General features: G+C 48.1%; 17 protein-coding genes. 15 read left to right on the top strand and 2 right to left on the bottom strand.

From position 1 onward, the window contains the following. Positions 1–92: 92 nt before the first annotated feature. The gene (locus HNP82_RS01275; protein ID WP_183770577.1) at positions 93–1,127 is read right to left on the bottom strand and encodes an NAD-dependent epimerase/dehydratase family protein; all 1,035 of its coding nucleotides are present in this window, start codon (positions 1,125–1,127) and stop codon (positions 93–95) included. 276 nt (positions 1,128–1,403) lie between these two features. On the opposite strand from HNP82_RS01275, the gene HNP82_RS01270 reads away from it, so the two are divergent. The 6 genes from HNP82_RS01270 to HNP82_RS01245 all read left to right on the top strand — a co-directional run bounded on the left by HNP82_RS01270 (position 1,404) and on the right by HNP82_RS01245 (position 6,370). Then, on the top strand, positions 1,404–2,000 hold the full coding sequence (locus HNP82_RS01270; RefSeq protein WP_183770575.1) for a TetR/AcrR family transcriptional regulator: 597 nt from the start codon (positions 1,404–1,406) through the stop codon (positions 1,998–2,000). A gap of 141 nt (positions 2,001–2,141) precedes the next feature. Then, positions 2,142–2,582: a cytidine deaminase gene (locus HNP82_RS01265; RefSeq protein ID WP_330599354.1), complete on the top strand. Its 441-nt coding sequence runs from the start codon at positions 2,142–2,144 to the stop codon at positions 2,580–2,582. Between the two features lie 308 nt (positions 2,583–2,890). Then, complete coding sequence (gene glmM, locus HNP82_RS01260; protein ID WP_183770573.1) at positions 2,891–4,237, top strand: phosphoglucosamine mutase; 1,347 nt, start codon at positions 2,891–2,893, stop codon at positions 4,235–4,237. 92 nt (positions 4,238–4,329) lie between these two features. Continuing rightward, entirely contained in the window at positions 4,330–5,379 is a 1,050-nt protein-coding gene (locus tag HNP82_RS01255; RefSeq protein WP_183770571.1) for a sugar ABC transporter substrate-binding protein, read from the top strand. Between the two features lie 160 nt (positions 5,380–5,539). Further along, positions 5,540–6,118 (top strand): RNA polymerase sigma factor, encoded by a 579-nt coding sequence (locus HNP82_RS01250; protein ID WP_330599385.1) that lies wholly within the window; start codon positions 5,540–5,542, stop codon positions 6,116–6,118. Between the two features lie 30 nt (positions 6,119–6,148). Beyond that, positions 6,149–6,370, top strand: coding sequence for a hypothetical protein (locus HNP82_RS01245; RefSeq protein ID WP_183770567.1), 222 nt, complete (start codon positions 6,149–6,151; stop codon positions 6,368–6,370). 202 nt (positions 6,371–6,572) lie between these two features. Here HNP82_RS01245 and HNP82_RS01240 read toward each other — a convergent pair whose 3' ends face one another. Beyond that, positions 6,573–7,541, bottom strand: a complete 969-nt coding sequence (locus HNP82_RS01240; protein WP_183770566.1) for a hypothetical protein — start codon at positions 7,539–7,541, stop codon at positions 6,573–6,575. Positions 7,542–7,827: 286 nt separating this feature from the next. On the opposite strand from HNP82_RS01240, the gene HNP82_RS01235 reads away from it, so the two are divergent. From HNP82_RS01235 to HNP82_RS01195, 9 genes are all read left to right on the top strand, one after another. Next, entirely contained in the window at positions 7,828–8,682 is an 855-nt protein-coding gene (locus HNP82_RS01235) for a hypothetical protein (protein ID WP_183770564.1), read from the top strand. A gap of 57 nt (positions 8,683–8,739) precedes the next feature. Further along, positions 8,740–9,306, top strand: coding sequence for an RNA polymerase sigma factor (locus HNP82_RS01230; RefSeq protein WP_183770562.1), 567 nt, complete (start codon positions 8,740–8,742; stop codon positions 9,304–9,306). Next, positions 9,272–10,036 carry a hypothetical protein gene (locus HNP82_RS01225; protein WP_183770560.1) on the top strand — a complete coding sequence of 255 codons (765 nt, stop codon included), beginning with the start codon at positions 9,272–9,274 and terminating at the stop codon, positions 10,034–10,036. Before HNP82_RS01230 ends, HNP82_RS01225 begins: the two co-directional genes overlap by 35 nt. Beyond that, complete coding sequence (locus HNP82_RS01220; RefSeq protein WP_183770558.1) at positions 10,017–10,904, top strand: ABC transporter ATP-binding protein; 888 nt, start codon at positions 10,017–10,019, stop codon at positions 10,902–10,904. The genes HNP82_RS01225 and HNP82_RS01220 overlap by 20 nt, the downstream gene beginning before the upstream one ends. Then, positions 10,885–12,117, top strand: coding sequence for an MATE family efflux transporter (locus HNP82_RS01215; protein ID WP_183770556.1), 1,233 nt, complete (start codon positions 10,885–10,887; stop codon positions 12,115–12,117). Before HNP82_RS01220 ends, HNP82_RS01215 begins: the two co-directional genes overlap by 20 nt. Further along, positions 12,114–12,821, top strand: a complete 708-nt coding sequence (locus HNP82_RS01210) for a M15 family metallopeptidase (RefSeq protein WP_183770554.1) — start codon at positions 12,114–12,116, stop codon at positions 12,819–12,821. The genes HNP82_RS01215 and HNP82_RS01210 overlap by 4 nt, the downstream gene beginning before the upstream one ends. Before the next feature lie 265 nt (positions 12,822–13,086). Further along, complete coding sequence (locus HNP82_RS01205; RefSeq protein ID WP_183770552.1) at positions 13,087–14,451, top strand: MATE family efflux transporter; 1,365 nt, start codon at positions 13,087–13,089, stop codon at positions 14,449–14,451. After that, positions 14,448–15,239 carry a PP2C family protein-serine/threonine phosphatase gene (locus HNP82_RS01200; RefSeq protein ID WP_183770550.1) on the top strand — a complete coding sequence of 264 codons (792 nt, stop codon included), beginning with the start codon at positions 14,448–14,450 and terminating at the stop codon, positions 15,237–15,239. The genes HNP82_RS01205 and HNP82_RS01200 overlap by 4 nt, the downstream gene beginning before the upstream one ends. Positions 15,240–15,291: 52 nt before the next feature. Next, on the top strand, positions 15,292–17,835 hold the full coding sequence (locus HNP82_RS01195; protein ID WP_183770548.1) for a serine/threonine protein kinase: 2,544 nt from the start codon (positions 15,292–15,294) through the stop codon (positions 17,833–17,835). Positions 17,836–17,891: the final 56 nt, after the last annotated feature.

Below are 17,891 nucleotides of genomic sequence, written 5' to 3'. Positions count from 1 at the left end.
GCATGGCTTTTGTTATGCACCCTTATGTAAGACAAGTGAAATCCTAAAGAGACTTGTCTTTGGGAAAATAACTTTTAGCCATGCCGCTTGTTTTATGCCAGCGGCCGTCCGATTTTATGGATTCTAAGCCATCGGAGCGTGTCTTTTAATGTATCTTTTAAAGAACGGGGGCGGTAGCCCAGCTCGCGGGTGGCCTTATCATGGGAAAAATGACCGTTGCTTTTCAGTGTATAGAGAGAATAGCGGGTGTAGACCGGTTTGGTATGGCGTATTTTTGCTCCGAGGCCAAGGAAGGGGGCGGCGATTTTGGCCATCCACATAGGGATCAGAGGCACTTTTTTTGTGCCGGCCATGGATTTTACGCTATCAAGCATTTTCTTTACTTCCAGATGTTCATTGGAGAGAATGTAACATTCGCCGATCTTGCCTTTATGTACGGCTGCAAGACATCCGGCGGCCACATCCCGGACATCCACAAAATCATAGCCGCCTTTGACACAGGCGGGAAGCTTCCCGGAGATATAGTCCCGGATTACAGCCACCATATGATTGCGCTGGGTATCAAAGGGTCCGATGATGCCGGAAGGATGGACGACGATGGCGGGAAGCCCCATGGCCACGCTGCCTAAAACATACCGGGTAGCTTCAGCTTTTGTCTTTGCATATCCGCCCACCACTTTGTCCGGCGAGAAATTTTTTGTCTCGATAATGGTTTCATTGTCGGGAAGTTCAGGGATGGCGTGGACGGAGCTAACGTAAAGAAAACGGAAGACATTGTGGGCCAAAGATGCAGCTACCATATTTTTTGTGCCGCCCACATTGACCGCCATCATTTTATCGGTGGCAGATGACGCGGTAATGTCGATGATTCCCGCAGTGTGGATGACAATGATCCGGGAATCCCCGGTGTGAGCAAAGAGCGGGACAAGAGAAGAGATATCTGTCACATCGCCGTAGTACCAGTGGATGTAACGGTCTTCTTTAAAGGGCGGCTCCTCACCGGGAAGGATAAGTCCCCGCACCTCCTGAATGTTGGAAGCGTGATTGCGAAGATGGCGCCGCAGCGCCCGGATGATAGTGCTGCCCAAATGGCCATTTGCGCCGGTAATAATATAAATATCTTTCATATAGATTCCCCATTTCATAATTCCATTCACGGCAGGAAAAGTGCTGCCTGCCGCAGGTACAATTAGTAACCGTCGTTTCATGCGAAAAACAGTGGTTCAGGTGAGCGCTTAAAACGCAGCGGTTTGGCCTACGCCATTGGAAAAAACGGCGGTTGTTGACTATCTTTATATAAATAATTATAATATAGAAATAAAGCAGTTAAAATCATCAATTTCGGGAGATATGTTTGTTATTGAACAATCAGACTGTATTGTGTTGAATTGAGGTGATTTTTATTGGAAAGTAAAAAAGAAAGCGCCAGGGTACGCCTGACAAAACAGATGCTCAGGCAGGCATTTACCAGCCTGCTGATGGAGAAACCAATTCAAAACATTACAGTGCGCGAATTATGTGAAAAAGCCCAGGTTAACCGGGGAACCTTTTACACCCATTACGCGGATATTTACGATCTGATGGAGTCTATTGAAAGTCAGATGACGCAGCAGTTAGGCTTGGTTATTAAAGAACTAAATGTGTCATTAAAAAATGAGAACGGCCTTTTGGAAGCCTACTGTCATGTGTTTGAGTTCCTGAAACAAAATTCGGATATGTGCATTATCCTTCTGGGCGAGAATAGCGATTTTGCCTTTCTTAACCGCCTTTTGGCTATGGGGAAGGATTACAGCCTTAAACAGTATATGGAGGCCTATCCCCAGGCGACACCAAAACAGGCGGAATATTTCTACAGTTTTATTTCCTCCGGCTGTATAGGACTTTTACGCCAGTGGATGGCCAACAATTTCAGGGATTCTACCCGGTCTGTGGCGGTTATGGCCCAAAATCTTGTGCTTGGCGCGGTTAGAGCCCTGACGATCCATGTGGAATGGGGCTGAACATCCAGCGGATGTTTGGTCAGCGCCGTCCAGAAAGGAACATAGAACGCGGGGATTCGGATCGTAAGAGGTTTGTTAAAGCTGATCCGAATCCCGCGGAAAGACTTGCGAGAGCGTCATGAATGAGGAGATGAAAAGATTGTGTCAGTTCAGAAGGATAATCAGATAGATTCTGGGAAAACAGGCTGGGAAAAGGCCCTTGTTCAACAGGCTTTGGATGCGAGAGAAAAAGCATACGCCCCTTATTCCGGATTTAAAGTGGGGGCGGCTCTGCTGTGCGGCGAGGGCAGAGTATATACCGGCTGCAATATTGAAAATTCCGCCTATACACCATCAAATTGCGCTGAGCGCACCGCTTTTTTTAAAGCTGTCAGCGAGGGCGTCCGGGATTTTCAGGCCATTGCCGTGGTGGGCGGCAGGGAAAAGGCAGAGGAAGAATGTCCGCCCTGCGGAGTGTGCCGTCAGGTCATGGCTGAGTTTTGCTCCGGGGATTTTATGATCCTTCTTGGAAGAGAGGGGAAGGATCTCCAGTGGCGGGCGTTTACTCTGGATCAGCTTCTGCCCTTGAGTTTTTCACTGTAGCTTTTATGGCGCGGCAGCATTGAGAATCACAGTCGCAGATGTGAGCTGTCGTTTGCCAGGGCAATTCTTTTGTTGCCTGGTCCGGAATGGCTGTGCTATAATGTGATTTGAAATGACGCCTGATTTAATGCCTGTTGCCGGAAGCGGCCAGGCCGCGAGGATAGGATAGCAGATTCCAACCCTCAGTATCATGAATATAAAAACAGGGCATATAATAATAAAGGCGTAAAAGGTATTTTGACGCCTGTGATACATGAACAAGGCGTTATGATACCAAAGATGTAAATGATGAAATGGAGATATTAGTCATGGGAAAATATTTTGGAACAGACGGTTTCCGCGGTGAGGCCAATGTAAATCTGACAGTTGAACATGCCTTTAAGGTGGGCCGTTTTTTAGGCTATTATTACGGCAAAGATCATAAGGCCAATATTGTGATCGGCAAAGATACCCGCCGGTCCAGCTACATGTTTGAGTACGCTCTGGCTGCCGGCGTTACAGCCAGCGGCGCTGACGCCTATCTTCTTCATGTGACCACAACACCCAGTGTGTCCTATGTGGTGCGCACCGAGGATTTTGACTGCGGTATCATGATCTCTGCCAGCCATAATCCTTACTATGACAACGGCATTAAAGTGATCAATGCACAGGGCCATAAACTTGAGGCTGAAGTTGAGCAGCAGATTGGGGATTATATTGACGGAAAGATGGGAGAACTTCCTCTGGCTGTCCGGGAGAAGATCGGGCGTACTGTGGACTACGCCATGGGCCGCAACCGCTATATCGGTCATCTGATTTCCCTTGCAACCCGCTCCTTTAAAAACAAAAAAGTGGGACTGGACTGCGCCAACGGCTCAGCATCGGCCATCGCGAAAAGTGTGTTTGACGCTCTAGGTGCCAAGACCTTTGTTATCCACGCTGAACCTGACGGAACAAATATTAATAAAGACTGCGGTTCCACCCATATTCAGTCTCTCCAGAAATTTGTGGTGGACAACGGGCTGGACGTAGGTTTTGCTTATGACGGCGACGCGGACCGCTGCCTTGCGGTGGATGAAAAGGGACAGCTTGTGGACGGGGATATGATCATGTACGTGTGCGGCTGTTATATGAAAGAGTGCGGAAAACTGGCCAATAATACAGTGGTTGCTACCATTATGTCCAACATCGGTCTGTTTAAGGCTCTGGATGAAGCCGGTATTGCTTATGAAAAGACAGCTGTGGGTGATAAATACGTCTACGAAAATATGATGGCGGGGGGACACTCTCTGGGCGGCGAACAGTCCGGTCATATTATTTTCAGCCAGTATGCCCGTACAGGCGATGGAATTTTAACGTCTATCCAGTTAATGGAAGTTATGCTTGAGAAAAAAATGAGTCTGTCTGAGCTGACAAAGCCTATTCAGATTTATCCTCAGCTTCTTGTAAATGTTAAAGTGGCGGATAAGCGGGCGGCACAGAGCGATCCCCAGATTATTGCCGCTGTGGAGGCTTCCAATAAAGAGCTTGGGGGCAACGGCCGTCTCCTTGTGCGAGAGAGCGGCACAGAGCCGGTGATCCGGGTCATGGCTGAGGCAAAGACAGATGAGATCTGCCGCCAGTATGTAGAGCGAATCGTAGATTTATTAAAGGCCAATGGACATGCTGCAGATTGAACGGTTACAATGGTTGCGGAGGAAAGGTTGCTGATCGGGGAGACGAAGGGACGGTCGTAGGGACAGTGTCTGGACAGGAGGCGTATATTGCAATGAGAAGTTTGGACGAAATTATGAAAAAGAAAAGCAGAAGGACCCTGTCCTGGGTTCTTTGCCTTGGGATGGCGGGACTGCTGCTGTCAGGATGTTCGCAGACAGATGAAAACAGGGTGGATGAGAGCGAACTTCCGGAATCGTCCCAGGTGTCATCGGTATTTTCCAACAGTCAGAGTATGTCTAAAGATACGGTGATTGCTGTGAGTCTGCCATCGGCGGAGGAAGGCTGGTATTATGACGCAACACTTTTGGCTTCACAATATCTGAGCCAGATTTCTACAGACAGTCTTGGCTATGTTCTTTTGACAGCGTCCACTGCTCAGGAACAGTCGGGGCAGCTCGATGATCTTGTAGGGCAAAATGTCCACGCGGCAGTTGTATGTCCGGTAGATGCTTCTCTGTCAGCCCAGGGGGCGGCTAACCTGAAAAATTCCGGTGTTCCTCTCATTGTTTTTAATGGAAGCCTGGATGGGGTGACTGCAGATGTTACGGTATCTATGGATGAAGGGCAGCTTGGAAAAGACGCGGCCCAGGGCCTTGAGAATGCCGGTTGTTTAGGGATGGATGTCCTTGTGTTTTCTGATGAGAGCCAGGAAGCGGATATTTCCAGAACCCAGAGCTTTGAGAACGCTCTGTCTGATGAGATTTCCGTAGTTTACGGCGGTTCTGCCTACGGCGGCAGCGCTGCGGCCCGTCAGGCCCTTCTTGACTGGATTGATGGCAAAGATCTGGACACAAGGGAAAGTGTGGGAGCTATTTTTGTTTCCAACGAGGAGGCTATGCTTGGAATACTGGAGGGGCTGTCATCTTATGAAAGCGCCTACGGGACAGTATTTCCCAATTTAAAAATCATTGCCGGCTGCGGCAGCAGCGAGGAACTTCAGTCGCTTATTTCTGAGAATACAGAGATTCCTGCAACGATCTGGTATTACTCCCCACAGGCCATTAACACAGCCATTGATCTGGCCGTGGACATGATAGGCGGTCAGACAGTAGAAGACCGGGTCAGTGTTGACGGAGAGAGTTTCGGGAATATGTCTCAGTAATTCACATGCGCTCCGCTCATCAGGAATGGGGCGGGCTGCTTCTTATGCACGCATAAATCATCCCGCCTATCCCTGATGGATGAACTGTTACAGAAAATCTTATGAAAAATAGCGCCGTATGGGGTTACACCTGTACGGCGTTTTTGTGTGATACAGGAAGATATCTTTTTATATCCGATCTGTTAGAAAATCATTTTCCAAACTAGAGCGGCTGTTCAGGTTATATGAACAGCAGATGTACAGGATCGCCTACAGCATACTCAATAACAGTTCACAGGCGGAGGACGCTGTGGCGGACGCCTTTGAGCGTCTGATCCCTTACCTGGACCGGTGCCGGGGACTGACAGATATGAAAACAAAACGTCTGGTGATCACTGTGCTGCGAAGCAGTGCCCTGGATATTTACAGAAAGAATAAAAGAGAGCAGATTCGGGTGTCCCTGGACGCTGAGGACTTTCTGGACAGGGGAGTTAATACCATTGATGATTATATGAAGCGGCGGGATTGTGAAGAACTGGCCGGAAAAATCGTGGATTTGCTTTCGGAAATTTATGCCGGAGTGATACGGCTGAGATATTTTTATGATATGGATGTGGAGGAAATCGCAAATATATTGGGAATCAGCGTGTTTGCCCAGGATCTTGAGGATTCCTATATTTATTTTACGCCTTCCGGAGCTGGACTTGACAGCAGCGCCAATGATTCCGTACAGTTTTATGATTTAAAGCCGTGGCTTTAATTCCCGCACAGGGAAATGGAGGTGCAGTATATGATGTTAGAAGAAATGCTCAAAGATGAGCGGGAAGCCGGACGTGATGAGGGTCTGAAAATCGGACGTCTGGAAGGCGAAAAACGCGGAGAAGAACAGTCCCTGGCCTTGGTCAATGCCCTGATGAGCCAGGGGCGTTATGAGGATCTCAAACGATGCCTTGAAGATGAAGTATTCAGGAAAGAACTGATGAAAGAATTTGGTTTAAAAAGTAAAGAGTAGCGTTGTATAACTTGTAAACAGAGGAATTCTGTTTACAAAAGATAATCTTATACAATGTACTAATGAACAGGAGCCGCGTCCAGGAAAAGGCGCGGCTCTTGAGATCAGGGCAAATATTGGTAGAAAACGAAAGGGATCATCCCATAAAGATCAGGGGTTTTATCAAAGACTGGATTTTACAGGATGGTTCTTTTCTTGTTCCTTAGGCGTCTGTAGAAGAATCCGCACCGTCACTGCCCAAGGACACCGTGGAAGCTGGCGTGGAGGGAACAGTGTTGGACGGTTCCACAGGAGAACAAGTACAGCAGTCGCAAGTTTCCTCACAGGCATTTTTTAAATAACCCTCACATTTTGGCGGCCCAAGTTCCAGAGGTTTAATGGAAAGATCCAGGAGATCGCCGCAGACAAAATCCATGCAGATCGTATCGTCGTTGGGCTGGATGCTGGCTTTGGGGACAATCGCCCTGCCATTGTGGGGGATGAGATACTGGGAGTAATAAATACTTTTAACATAAACGGTCAGTCCGATGGTGATGGTATCTGAGGACAGATCCATGTTCAGGATCTTAGGAATGGCGATCATATTCAGTCCCTGGTGCATGGTGTTATTTTCCGATGAGAATCCTACATACTGGATCACAGGGGTATTGTTGGACTGGGTGTTGACAGACACTCCGTAAGGGGCGAAGATCTCCAGCTCTACAGAGGAGGGATTGGTGTCATCGTCCAGGGCGTCATATCCGTCAACGCTGCTGTCAGAGGGCAGATAGGTGGCGGTCAGGGTCTGTGTGTCCAGACTTCTTCCGGCGCAGTCATAAAAAGTAATTTGGAAAGTAACGGACAGATTGGTCAGGGTAACCAGGTAACAGTTAGGCCGCCCATTGATCTGAGCGACCGTTGTGGAGGCGTTTTCCGAGGAGTTGAATGAAATATTGATGATCTGGGCACAAACACTGGAAATTCCTGTGGCCTGGGGCGGCGTAATATCTATAGTCCGGCAGAGATTAATGCCAAGCTCGTCATAAACTACCGGAGCCAGAAGTGTAAGCACATCAGGCTCGCCGCAGATAGGGTCCGTACAGATGTCATGGCACTCGTGTCCGTTTTGGGCTCCGGTGCTGACATATCTTTTTGGACAGCTTTTACAGCCAGAAGTATTGTTTTTGGCCATAATAACATCCTTTCTATAAAATTTTCTTAATTTATCTTATGCATATCGTGATTTTTGGTTCTTATATCCCCATATACATATAAAGTAACTATTCAGCCATGCATTTTAAGATTCCCGCAGCTACCGCTGCTTTACCGCCGCTTGCGCGGCTGAATCCTCAATTATGGCTAAACGCCATATGTCTGGTTTAATAAAAAATCCTCTGCAAGTAAACTTGCGCCGTATTTTTATTAAACCAGCCGCATGGCTGAATAGTTACTTTAAAATGGTTTGTGGAGGAGAATACATGAATGCTGTTTATGATCTGGCTGATGGACGGAAATTAATGATGTATGTGGAAAATAATCGTATTTTACTGTTATTCACTCCTATGCGTCCGGGCCATATGCCTTTCGTACGCCATAACGATTGTCTGGGCTATCTGTCTTCTCTGGCATGGCGGGGACGCATCTATTATGTCTATGAAAATTTCACTAGGCAGATTATTTTCGGATGCCTGGATGATCCTAATACCCAGGTGATTTTAAGCCCTCTCGCTCAAAATCAGTGGTTTGAGCGTCCGGTTCTTCACGAGGCAGGGGGCAATCTGTATCTTTTTTATATCCGGTGCTTTGATGATGAAAAAAGAAGTTTTTATATGCGAAGCCCATGGGATGGTGATCTGGAGAAATGTCTTTGGCATGGGGAAGAAGGACCACTTTATGTCAACTGGTATCATCATAACCATAAAGACTACATGGAGCTGGAGAGCGGTCATGAGAGTCAGAGCTTTTCCGGAAATTTTGATGAAAACTTTGCGGATTCAGACCGGGGAAATGAGATAGTCCGGACTTTTGTATGGAACATAGAGGAAAAATCCTACGAGATTATTGATGAGAATTTCGGCGGCGTGGGGGCGGATCAAAATGGAAAAGAATTGTTAAATGCGAAGGAACTGTGGCAGAGGGAAAAAGAATCGTTGGAACATGCCCTTGACAAAGTCAGGGAGGAGAGAGAGACGCTTAAAAAATTGTGTTCGCAAAAAGACGCCATGCTGGAAAGCGCCAGGGCACAGTACGACCAGCTTGCACAGACCGCCAGGGAGCTTCAGAAAATTGGCAGGCAGTGGCGGGATAAATATATGGAGAAGAAAAAAAATTAAAAATATCCTATCTTTTTTTGCCTGTTCGTTGTTATATAAGATAGGAAGGAGGCTATCGTGGATGCGGATTTTATTTTAATACACAAAATGAAACAGGGGGACGAAAAGGCTTTTAATGAATTTGTAGGAAAATACTACGGACAGATTTTAAAATACTGCCGTTGGCATTGCTTTGACGAGGAAGAGGCAAAGGATCTGACCCAGGAAACCTTTGTGCGTTTTATGGCCGGACTTTCCAGTTACCGGCACAGCGGAAAGGCGAAAAATTATCTGTATACCATCGCCGGTAATCTCTGCAAAAATTATTATAAAAAACCGATGGAGATTTTGACACAGGATGGACAGATCATGGAAAACGGCGCCGCAGCCCAGGGGCCGGAAGAGGATATTACCGATAAAGTACTGCTGGAATGGGCCATCGGAAAACTTCCCAGGGATCTGTCTGAGGTTGTGATCCTTTATTATTTTCAGGGCCTTTTAATGTGGGAGATCGCCAAAGTTCTTGGCATTGGCCTGCCTCTGGTGAAATACCGGCTCAGGCAGGCCAGAAATCTTCTGAAAAAATTTATAGAGATGGAGGATGGAAAAAATGAATCTGGATCAGATGTTAGAAAAATACAGTAAAGTCCCCGATCCCTATATTGATCCACAAAAGATCAGTATAGTGGCCAGCGCGGCCAGAGAAGCATTTCTGAGCCAGGAGGAAAAGCGGGTATTATCCTACGGCGGTTTTTTGCGGGTCCAGCTTAAAGTTCTTCAGAAAAAATGGTGGATATTCCAACTTTTTTTGCTGGCAGGCGTGTGGCTCATTTACCCTTTAATGGATGATTTTCTCTACGGGCGCCGCAGTCTTGGCATTGCCGCCACATTATTTATCATTCTGATCATACCGGAAATGTGGAAAAACCGCAGCGGGAACACTTTGGAGATTGAGGGGGCGGCCTTTTACTCCCTCAGAGAGATTTACGCGGCCCGTATTCTCCTTTTTGCCATCGCCGATGTGCTAATGATCACAGTTTTTATGGCGGCGGCCCCTTTTTATATGAGTCTTGGAATGGCGGATCTGCTCATACAGTTTTTACTGCCTATGACCATTACCGCCTGTATATGCTTTGGATTTTTGTGCAGCCCAGGCCTTTTTGGACAGAGCGCTGCTGTGGGGATGAGCCTTATATGGAGCGTTATATGGTGGTTTATTGTTTTAAATGAAAATATTTACCAGGCGATCTCTTTTCCGCTGTGGGTAGGAATCTTCTGTGCCGCCACAGCCCTCCTTGGCACCTTTGTGTTTCGGCTGATCGGAAGCTTTGGCAGGATTTGGGAGGTGAATTTAGGTGGAACTGAATCTAAATGATCTGACAAAAAAATTTGGACCGGTGACAGCAGTGAACCATTTCAGCGGTAAGATGACCCATGGCATTTATGGGCTTCTCGGAGTCAACGGGGCGGGAAAAACTACCCTTATGCGCATGTTGTGTACTCTTCTCGAACCTGATTTTGGAAAGATCACCCTTGACGGGGAAGATATTTTTCAAATGGGGGGCAGTTACCGGAAAATCCTCGGATACCTGCCTCAGGATTTTGGATATTACCCGGATTTTACTGTAAAAGATTATCTCATGTATATCGGCGCTCTGAAAGGATTAAGGCCGGCAGTTGCCAAAAAAAGAGTGGGAATACTTATGGAGAAGACCGGGCTGACAAAAGTGTCCGGGAAAAAAATGAAAAAACTTTCAGGGGGGATGAAGCGCCGGGCGGGAATTGCTCAGGCCATGCTCAATGACCCGAAAATACTGGTACTTGACGAACCCACAGCGGGCCTTGACCCTAATGAGCGCATCCGTTTCCGCAATCTTATCAGCGAACTGGCGGCGGAGAGGGTGGTACTTTTGTCCACCCACATTGTGTCTGATGTGGAGTATATTGCCAATGAGATCTGGCTGATGAAAGATGGCGGTATTGTCCTGGAGGGAACGGTGCGCCAGCTTTTGATGTCCATGCCTGAGACTGTGTGGACATGTTTCGCAGACCCTGCCATGGTTCCCATGCTTGTACACAAATATAAAGTTTCCAACATTAAGTCTGAGCCTGACCAGGTGGAGCTTAAAATTATCTCCCAGGCAAAACCTGTGGAGGACGCGGTGCCTGTCCAGGCATCTCTGGAGGATGTGTTCCTCTATTACTTTGATGAGAAGGCGGGGGATGGCAGTGGTTTGCTATGAAATCCGAAAAGTGTTTTTAAGGACCGGCAGTCAGATCGCGGCGGCTATATGCGCCATTGTTGTCATCCTCTTTGGGGTCATGTCTGTCAACAGCATATTTTTTGTGGATGACCAGGGCAATCATATTACAGGAATACAGGGGGCCAGACTGCTGGCTGCGGCCAAAGAACCCTGGGAGGGACCGCTGACGGCAGAGCGTCTGGCTTTGGTCATAGAGACAAATCAGAAGGAAAACGCAAGTCCCCAGGCTTTGTCAGAGGATATCACTCAGAATAACATTTCCTATGGGCGCAAGCAGGGATATTCGGATATTCTTCTTTTACTCAGCGACGCCTTTGGGGATTTTTCTTACTTTGATTACTATGCCGCTGACAGGCTCACGGTTGATGACGCCGATAACTTTTATCGGCAGCGGGTTTTAAGCCTGACCGAGTGGCTTTATACAAAGGCCGACAGCCGTTTTTCTCCGGCAGAAAAAGAGTTCCTCATACAACAGTTTGAAAATGTCCGTCAGCCGTTGTACTATGCGGCGGCTGACGGGTGGGACCAGTTGTTTTATACAGCGCCAAGTTTGATCACGGTTTTAGCTATTATGTGCGGCTTCTTGGTCTCCGGCATTTTTTCCTGTGAAAAACAGTGGAAATGTGATGCCGTATTCTTTTCTTCCTTTCACGGCAGAAAAAAGGCATGTAAAGCCAAGATCGGAGCTGGGGTGGCAATCGCCACGATTATCTACTGGGCGTCAATGCTTCTTTGCTCCGGGATTATTCTGGGATGTATGGGGGCCGGAGGGGCGAACACCATGATCCAGGCTCAGTTTTTCGGCAGTGACAGTTTTTATAATATTACGGTCTGGCAGGAATTTCTCCTCATCCTTTTTGGCGGATATGCAGGCTGTCTTTTCTTCGCTCTTTTGGCTATGCTTGTCTCAGCTAAAAGCGGATCGGCCATTTTTGCCGTAACTATTCCTTTTATTTTAATCCTCCTGCCCCAGTTCCTGTCCAACATGGAAATCCCTAAGTTAGACAGGCTTCTGGGAATTTTGCCGGATCAGCTTCTTTCGGTCAGTCTTGTGCTGGGGGGATATAATCTTTATGATTTTGCCGGTAAAATTGTGGGGGCGCTGCCCATATTACTTGTGGTTTATCCGGCGCTGTGTCTGGTATTGCTTCCTGTAATTTACACAATTTACAAAAAGACGGTGGTTCGATGAAAAGATACGGAAAAAGAAAGAGAAAAACAGGGATTGCCCTTCTGATCGCACTTTTACTGGTTTTTGCCCTGCTGGCAGGATGGGCCGGTTTTTCCTGGACCGATGGAAATCATTTGGGTCAGGCCCAGAGTCTGGCTCAAAATGAAGAAAATGAGAGGCCCTGGTATTTGATCCTTGTCAACAAAGATCACCCTATCCCTGACGACTATGAGGTGAATCTTCTGGAGCTGTCCAACGGGGAACAGGTGGATGAGCGTATTTATCCCGATCTTCAGGCTATGTTTGACTCTGCCAGGGCAGAGGGAATTTATCCGTTCGTGGCTGCCGGATACCGGACCCATGAACGGCAGCAGGAGCTTCTGGAAGAGAAGATCACAGCCTATGAAAATGAGGGCAACTCCCGGTCTGAGGCTGAGAAACTGGCAAAGGCGTGGGTGGCGGTGCCGGGGACAAGTGAACATGAGCTGGGGATATCAGTGGACATTAATGCGGACACCCAGCGCTGTTCCAGCGATGCCATGTATCAATGGCTGGCCCAACACGCCTGGGAGTATGGCTTTATTTACCGATATCCTCAGGATAAGACGCAGATCACTGGGATTATCAATGAACCATGGCATTATCGGTATGTGGGCAAAGAAGCCGCAAAGGAAATTAATGAAAAAGGTATATGTCTGGAGGAATATTTATCAGATGAGGAATAGACTCCTAAATTTGTGCCAAGACCCGCGAACGGGTCTTGAATAAACCAGCCGCATGGCTGAATAGTTACAAAAAATGAAGACAAAGCCCCCGCTGTTTGCAGCGGGGGCTTTGTGCTGTGTCTGGCTGAACCGTTACGAAAAATTTTCACTGTCCGATTGTGGAAAAAATATCTGGATTGTGGTACAGTAATGTCACAGTTTCTGAAATGGATTACCGGACGGTAAAATTTTCAGGAGACAGAGGATAGACGGGAGAGAGTAGGTTATGGAAAATAATCTGGGAAAAGAGAATGTAAAAAGTCTTGTATGGCGTATTGCCATACCCAGTATGCTGGCTCAGTTTGTCAGTGTGCTGTATAGTATTGTGGACCGGATGTATATTGGAAATATCCCCCGGATTGGGGATGAGGCCCTGGCGGGTGTGGGAATATGCGGCCCTGTGGTGACTATGGTCGGGTCAGTGGCGTTCCTTGTGGGAATTGGCGGATCGCCGCTGATGAGCCGGCGCATGGGGGAAGGCCGGATGGATGAAGCCCGAAAAATTGTGGCCAACGCCTTTGTCATGCTTATTGGCCTGGCTATGATCCTTATGGTGCTGATGACTGCCATACGCCGCCCCATGCTTATGTTTTTCGGAGCCAGCCAGATCACTTACCCGTACGCAGACATATACTTTACAACTTATCTGACGGGAACCGTTTTTGCTTTACTTTCCACAGGTATGAACCAGTTTATTATTGCCCAGGGTTTTGCGAAGACCGGGATGATTTCTGTCAGCCTTGGGGCTGTGCTAAATATTGTCCTTGATCCGGTGTTTATTTTCGCTATGAATATGGATGTCAGAGGGGCGGCCATCGCCACAGTTATTTCTCAGATGGCAAGCTGCGTTTTTGTCCTTGTCTTTTTATTTGGGCCAAAGCCGCCGGTGAGAATCAGTTTTGGAGGCTACCGTCCGGGGATTATGGGCAGGATTCTTGTTATGGGATTTACGCCTTTTATTATTATTGCCATTGATAATGTAATGATTATCGCTCTCAACGCGGTTTTAGCCCGCTACAGCGCTGCTGGGACCGGGGATATGCTTATAACATGTGCCACCATTGTCCAGAGTTTCATGCTCGTTGTCACCATGCCCCTTGGAGGGATCAGCAGTGGAACACAAACGATTCTTGCCTACAATTATGGCGCCGGGCAGAGAGACCGGGTGATGATGGCACAGCGGTATATCGTCCTGTTGTGCGTGGCCTTTACGGCGGTCATGTTTGTGGCAGCCCAGGTATTAAGCCCTGCGTTTGTACGGCTGTTTACATCAGATCCGCAGATCAGTGCGACGGCGGTGTGGGCTATTGGGGTTTCAACTATGGCTCTGATTCCTCTGGGCGTTCAATATGCTGTTGTAGATGGTTTTACCGGACTGGGACAGGTTCGCTATGCCCTGCCTCTGTCTTTTTTTAGAAAACTTGTCTATTTTGTCCCCCTTTTTGTGCTTCCTGTGTTTTTTGGGGCTAAAGCGGTATTTTTTGCTGAGCCAATCTCAGATATTGCAGGACCGGTGGTCACATCTATCCTTTACAGCGCTGTTATGCCCCGGTTGATGGGGGAAGAACGTCGGGAGGCGGGAAGCCTATGAGTTTTAAAATACTTATGGCCGGAGTGACCCACCACGGACGTATCCGGACAAATAATGAAGATAATCTATATATGGGAGGAAAATATCTGGCTTTGGGGATACAGGATCTTTCTGAGATTTTGTATGTGGAAAAGTCATCTCGGCCATGGACGGCTGCCGGGGTTTTTGACGGCATGGGCGGAGAGAACGCCGGGGAGACGGCGGCCTTTACGGGGGCTCAAACATTCGCTTCGTGTATGGCCTCATGGGAGGCGCAGTCTATGCGGCCGGAAGATTTTCTGGAGCATACATGCCAGGCCATGAACCGGGCTGTTGTCTCTCACGCCGGGCGCTTTCGCCTGGGACAGACAGGCACTACGGCGGCGGTTCTTTATTTCAGGGACGAGAGAGCGTGGGTGTGCAATGTGGGGGACAGTTCCGTTTTTTTGCTCAGAGAAAATAAAATGCGGTGCCTGACAAAAGCCCATACAAATGCGGCTTTTTTAAAGCAGCAGGGCATTGAGGGCAGGACGCCGGCGCTGACTCAGTTTATTGGCATACCGGAGGATGAAATGACCCTCTGTCCGCATATAGGATCAGGAAGGCTTCGCCATAACGACCGTTTTCTTTTGTGCAGCGATGGACTGACGGATATGGTTCGCGAGGAAGATATTGCCCGGTGGCTCTATACCAGCCCAACGCCGAAAGCTGCCGCTGCGGTTCTGACAGATCAGGCTTTGGAAAAAGGCGGGCGGGATAATATTACAGTGATTGTTTGTCATGTGGTTTACGAACCGGCCGGAAAATGATAAGATGGTGATGATACCAGGGCAACTGGCTAATTAAAGGAAGGAAATGTATATGCAGGATGTCATTTTAGAAAATATATGGCCCAACTGGCATATTGAAGCGCTTATAGGGAAAGGTTCATTTGGCGCGGTCTATAAGGCGAGGCGCACAGGTGTGGGATTTGACCATGCATTTTATTCTGCCGTAAAAGTGATCCGTGTTCCCGCCGATGACGGGGAGATCCGTGGACTTCTGGCTGATGGAATGAGCCGGGAACAGGTGGCTGCTTACTATGAGAGCGCTCTGAAGGGCCTTGTAGGGGAGATCGAATTGATGGAATCTTTAAAAGGATCTCCCAATATTGTCACTATAGAAGATTATGAAGTTAGGAAAAACGCGGACGGTATTGGTTGGACGATTTATATCCGCATGGAACTTTTGAAAAACCTGAATCAGTACCGTACAGAGCATCCAACGACTGTGGACGATGTCGTGCGTCTGGGAATTCATATCTGTTCAGCTCTGGAGTACTGTGCCCGGAAACAAATCGTACACCGGGATATAAAGCCGGACAATATATTTGTCAATGAATTTGGGGATTTTAAACTGGGGGATTTTGGCATTGCCCGTCATCTGGAAATGACGGCGGCCCATTTGTCCCAAAAGGGGACAAGTAATTATATGGCTCCGGAAATCTACAGAGGGGAAGCCTACAATGGTTCTGTGGATATTTATTCTCTTGGCATTGTTATGTACCGGCTGTTAAATAAGGGAAGGCTGCCCTTTATGCCGCCTTATCCCAAACCTATTTCTTATGAGGACAGCGAAAACGCCATGTCCCGTCGGCTGAATGGGGAACCCCTGCCGGAACCGGCGACCGGAGGGAAACTGCTGGCGGATATTGTCCGGCGGGCCTGCAGCGCGGATGTGAATTTTCGCTATGCCACGGCAGCTCAGATGAAAAATGATCTTTATCAATGGAAGAACCTTGGAGTGAGACAGGCCACAGTCCCCAATGTGATGAACCGGGGGCCGGCACCCAGCGGGCCAAACTTTACTTATAATAATCAGGGGGCCGGCATGCCCTTTGACCAGGCTTTGCCAGGTGAGCATGGCCGACAGTCATCTTACGGCAGTTTTGGAACACCGCAGATGTCTGGCGGACCGGGCATGGGTCAGTCAGCGGGCGGCGTGAAAAAGAAAAAGAGTATGGCCTTGCCCATTACCCTGGGTTGCATTCTTGGCGTACTTGTTCTTGGGGTGGTCCTGTTTCTTACTGTGCCTGTCAACGGATATGAAACTTTATTTGACCAGATGAGGTACCGGATGTCGGATACCGACAGCCGCTTTAATTACGCAATGGACCGGGGGGAGCAGGCTTACACTGAAGGGGATTATGAGGAGGCTTTGTATTTTTTTGAGGATCGCGCCTTAGCGGAAAAACCACGGTCTTTGGAGGGCTGGATTGCTTTAATGCAGGTTCACACCGGTAATCCTGCGTCCCCGGAAGATGTGAAATGGGAAAATCTGATCAGTGACCTGGAGGCCGTGGGAAGACTTGACGCTCAGCCTGACGGCTCGGATAGCCAGGATATTATCAATTGTGTCAATGCCTGTCTCGATGCCCAGGGAGAGGGTCTTTTGCAAAGCATAAATCAGGGGGATACTCGAAACGCTCAGGCTCAGGTAACCGCCTTTTTCCAGAAATACCAGCAGTGTACCGATGCTGTGGCCGGGAAAGTAGATTGTGGTTCAGATAATGCCCGCTGGTATCTTTCTTTTTTTGATGCATTGTCCGGCATCTCCGGATGCGAGGAATACGCAGCCCAGCTTTTGGCCGAAGGATATGAAAAATATCCTGAAGATACCCAGTTGGCGGACCGTCAGGCTCAGGTAGATCAGGCCAAGCTGGCCATGGCCTACGAAGGCATTAATGATGCTCTGTCAGAGGGGGATTTTGACACGGCCTACAGTCTTGCCGGGGAAATGGAGGAGACGATGGATCCGGAGGCCTATGAAAATCTTGTGGGAAGTATTGACTATATCCAGGAACGTACAGAACTTCTGGAATCCTTGCAGTCCATGCTGAACGCCGGGGATTATGACGGTGTAGCGCGAAGGATCAGGGAAGATGCCCAGGGAGGCATCGCGGCCTGTTATCTTGTGGATGGCGTCTATACGGAGAGCGTCTCGGAGGGAAGTGCCCTTTTATATGACAATAATGGTCTTTATTACGGGGAGATCCGCGATAACGAGAGATATGGAAGCGGATTTCAGTTAAAGTATTATTCTGATGGTAGCTATCAGCTTCTTGATGGGAACTGGGATGGCAACGCCAACGGACAATGTACTTACACATGGTGGAGCGGGGACGGAACCCGGGCTGTAGTTACAGGAAACTTTACCGACGGCTATGAAGACGGCACCATGTCCATTACATGGGATCAGGACGGACAGACATGGACGGCAACTTATACTTCAGATATGGGAACATACACAGAGATCCAGAAGGATGAGAGTGGCGCCTCCATCTATGCTATTGCCTATGATTCCGCCGGAAATTCATCTTGGTGGTCCACCACGGAATTAAGCGGCAACGGCTGTTTTATAAATTAATATGACAGGTACATCATCTGACCCCTTAACGCATATGCTGTGATATAGCGTTAAGG

It is taken from the genome of Catenibacillus scindens (genome assembly GCF_014202115.1).
GTDB lineage: Bacteria > Bacillota > Clostridia > Lachnospirales > Lachnospiraceae > Catenibacillus > Catenibacillus scindens.
Note: the sequence above shows the minus strand (reverse complement) of the source record. Positions and strands in the feature narration are given on the sequence as shown.

Coding starts and splice junctions, on each gene's coding strand:
- HNP82_RS01275 (WP_183770577.1), bottom strand. CDS start 1,127: ATGAAAGATATTTATATTATTACCGGCGCAAATGGCCATTTGGGCAGC.
- HNP82_RS01255 (WP_183770571.1), top strand. CDS start 4,330: ATGAGAAGTTTGGACGAAATTATGAAAAAGAAAAGCAGAAGGACCCTG.
- HNP82_RS01210 (WP_183770554.1), top strand. CDS start 12,114: ATGAAAAGATACGGAAAAAGAAAGAGAAAAACAGGGATTGCCCTTCTG.
- HNP82_RS01235 (WP_183770564.1), top strand. CDS start 7,828: ATGAATGCTGTTTATGATCTGGCTGATGGACGGAAATTAATGATGTAT.
- HNP82_RS01245 (WP_183770567.1), top strand. CDS start 6,149: ATGATGTTAGAAGAAATGCTCAAAGATGAGCGGGAAGCCGGACGTGAT.
- HNP82_RS01225 (WP_183770560.1), top strand. CDS start 9,272: ATGAATCTGGATCAGATGTTAGAAAAATACAGTAAAGTCCCCGATCCC.
- HNP82_RS01240 (WP_183770566.1), bottom strand. CDS start 7,541: ATGGCCAAAAACAATACTTCTGGCTGTAAAAGCTGTCCAAAAAGATAT.
- HNP82_RS01215 (WP_183770556.1), top strand. CDS start 10,885: ATGGCAGTGGTTTGCTATGAAATCCGAAAAGTGTTTTTAAGGACCGGC.
- HNP82_RS01200 (WP_183770550.1), top strand. CDS start 14,448: ATGAGTTTTAAAATACTTATGGCCGGAGTGACCCACCACGGACGTATC.
- HNP82_RS01195 (WP_183770548.1), top strand. CDS start 15,292: ATGCAGGATGTCATTTTAGAAAATATATGGCCCAACTGGCATATTGAA.
- HNP82_RS01205 (WP_183770552.1), top strand. CDS start 13,087: ATGGAAAATAATCTGGGAAAAGAGAATGTAAAAAGTCTTGTATGGCGT.
- glmM (WP_183770573.1), top strand. CDS start 2,891: ATGGGAAAATATTTTGGAACAGACGGTTTCCGCGGTGAGGCCAATGTA.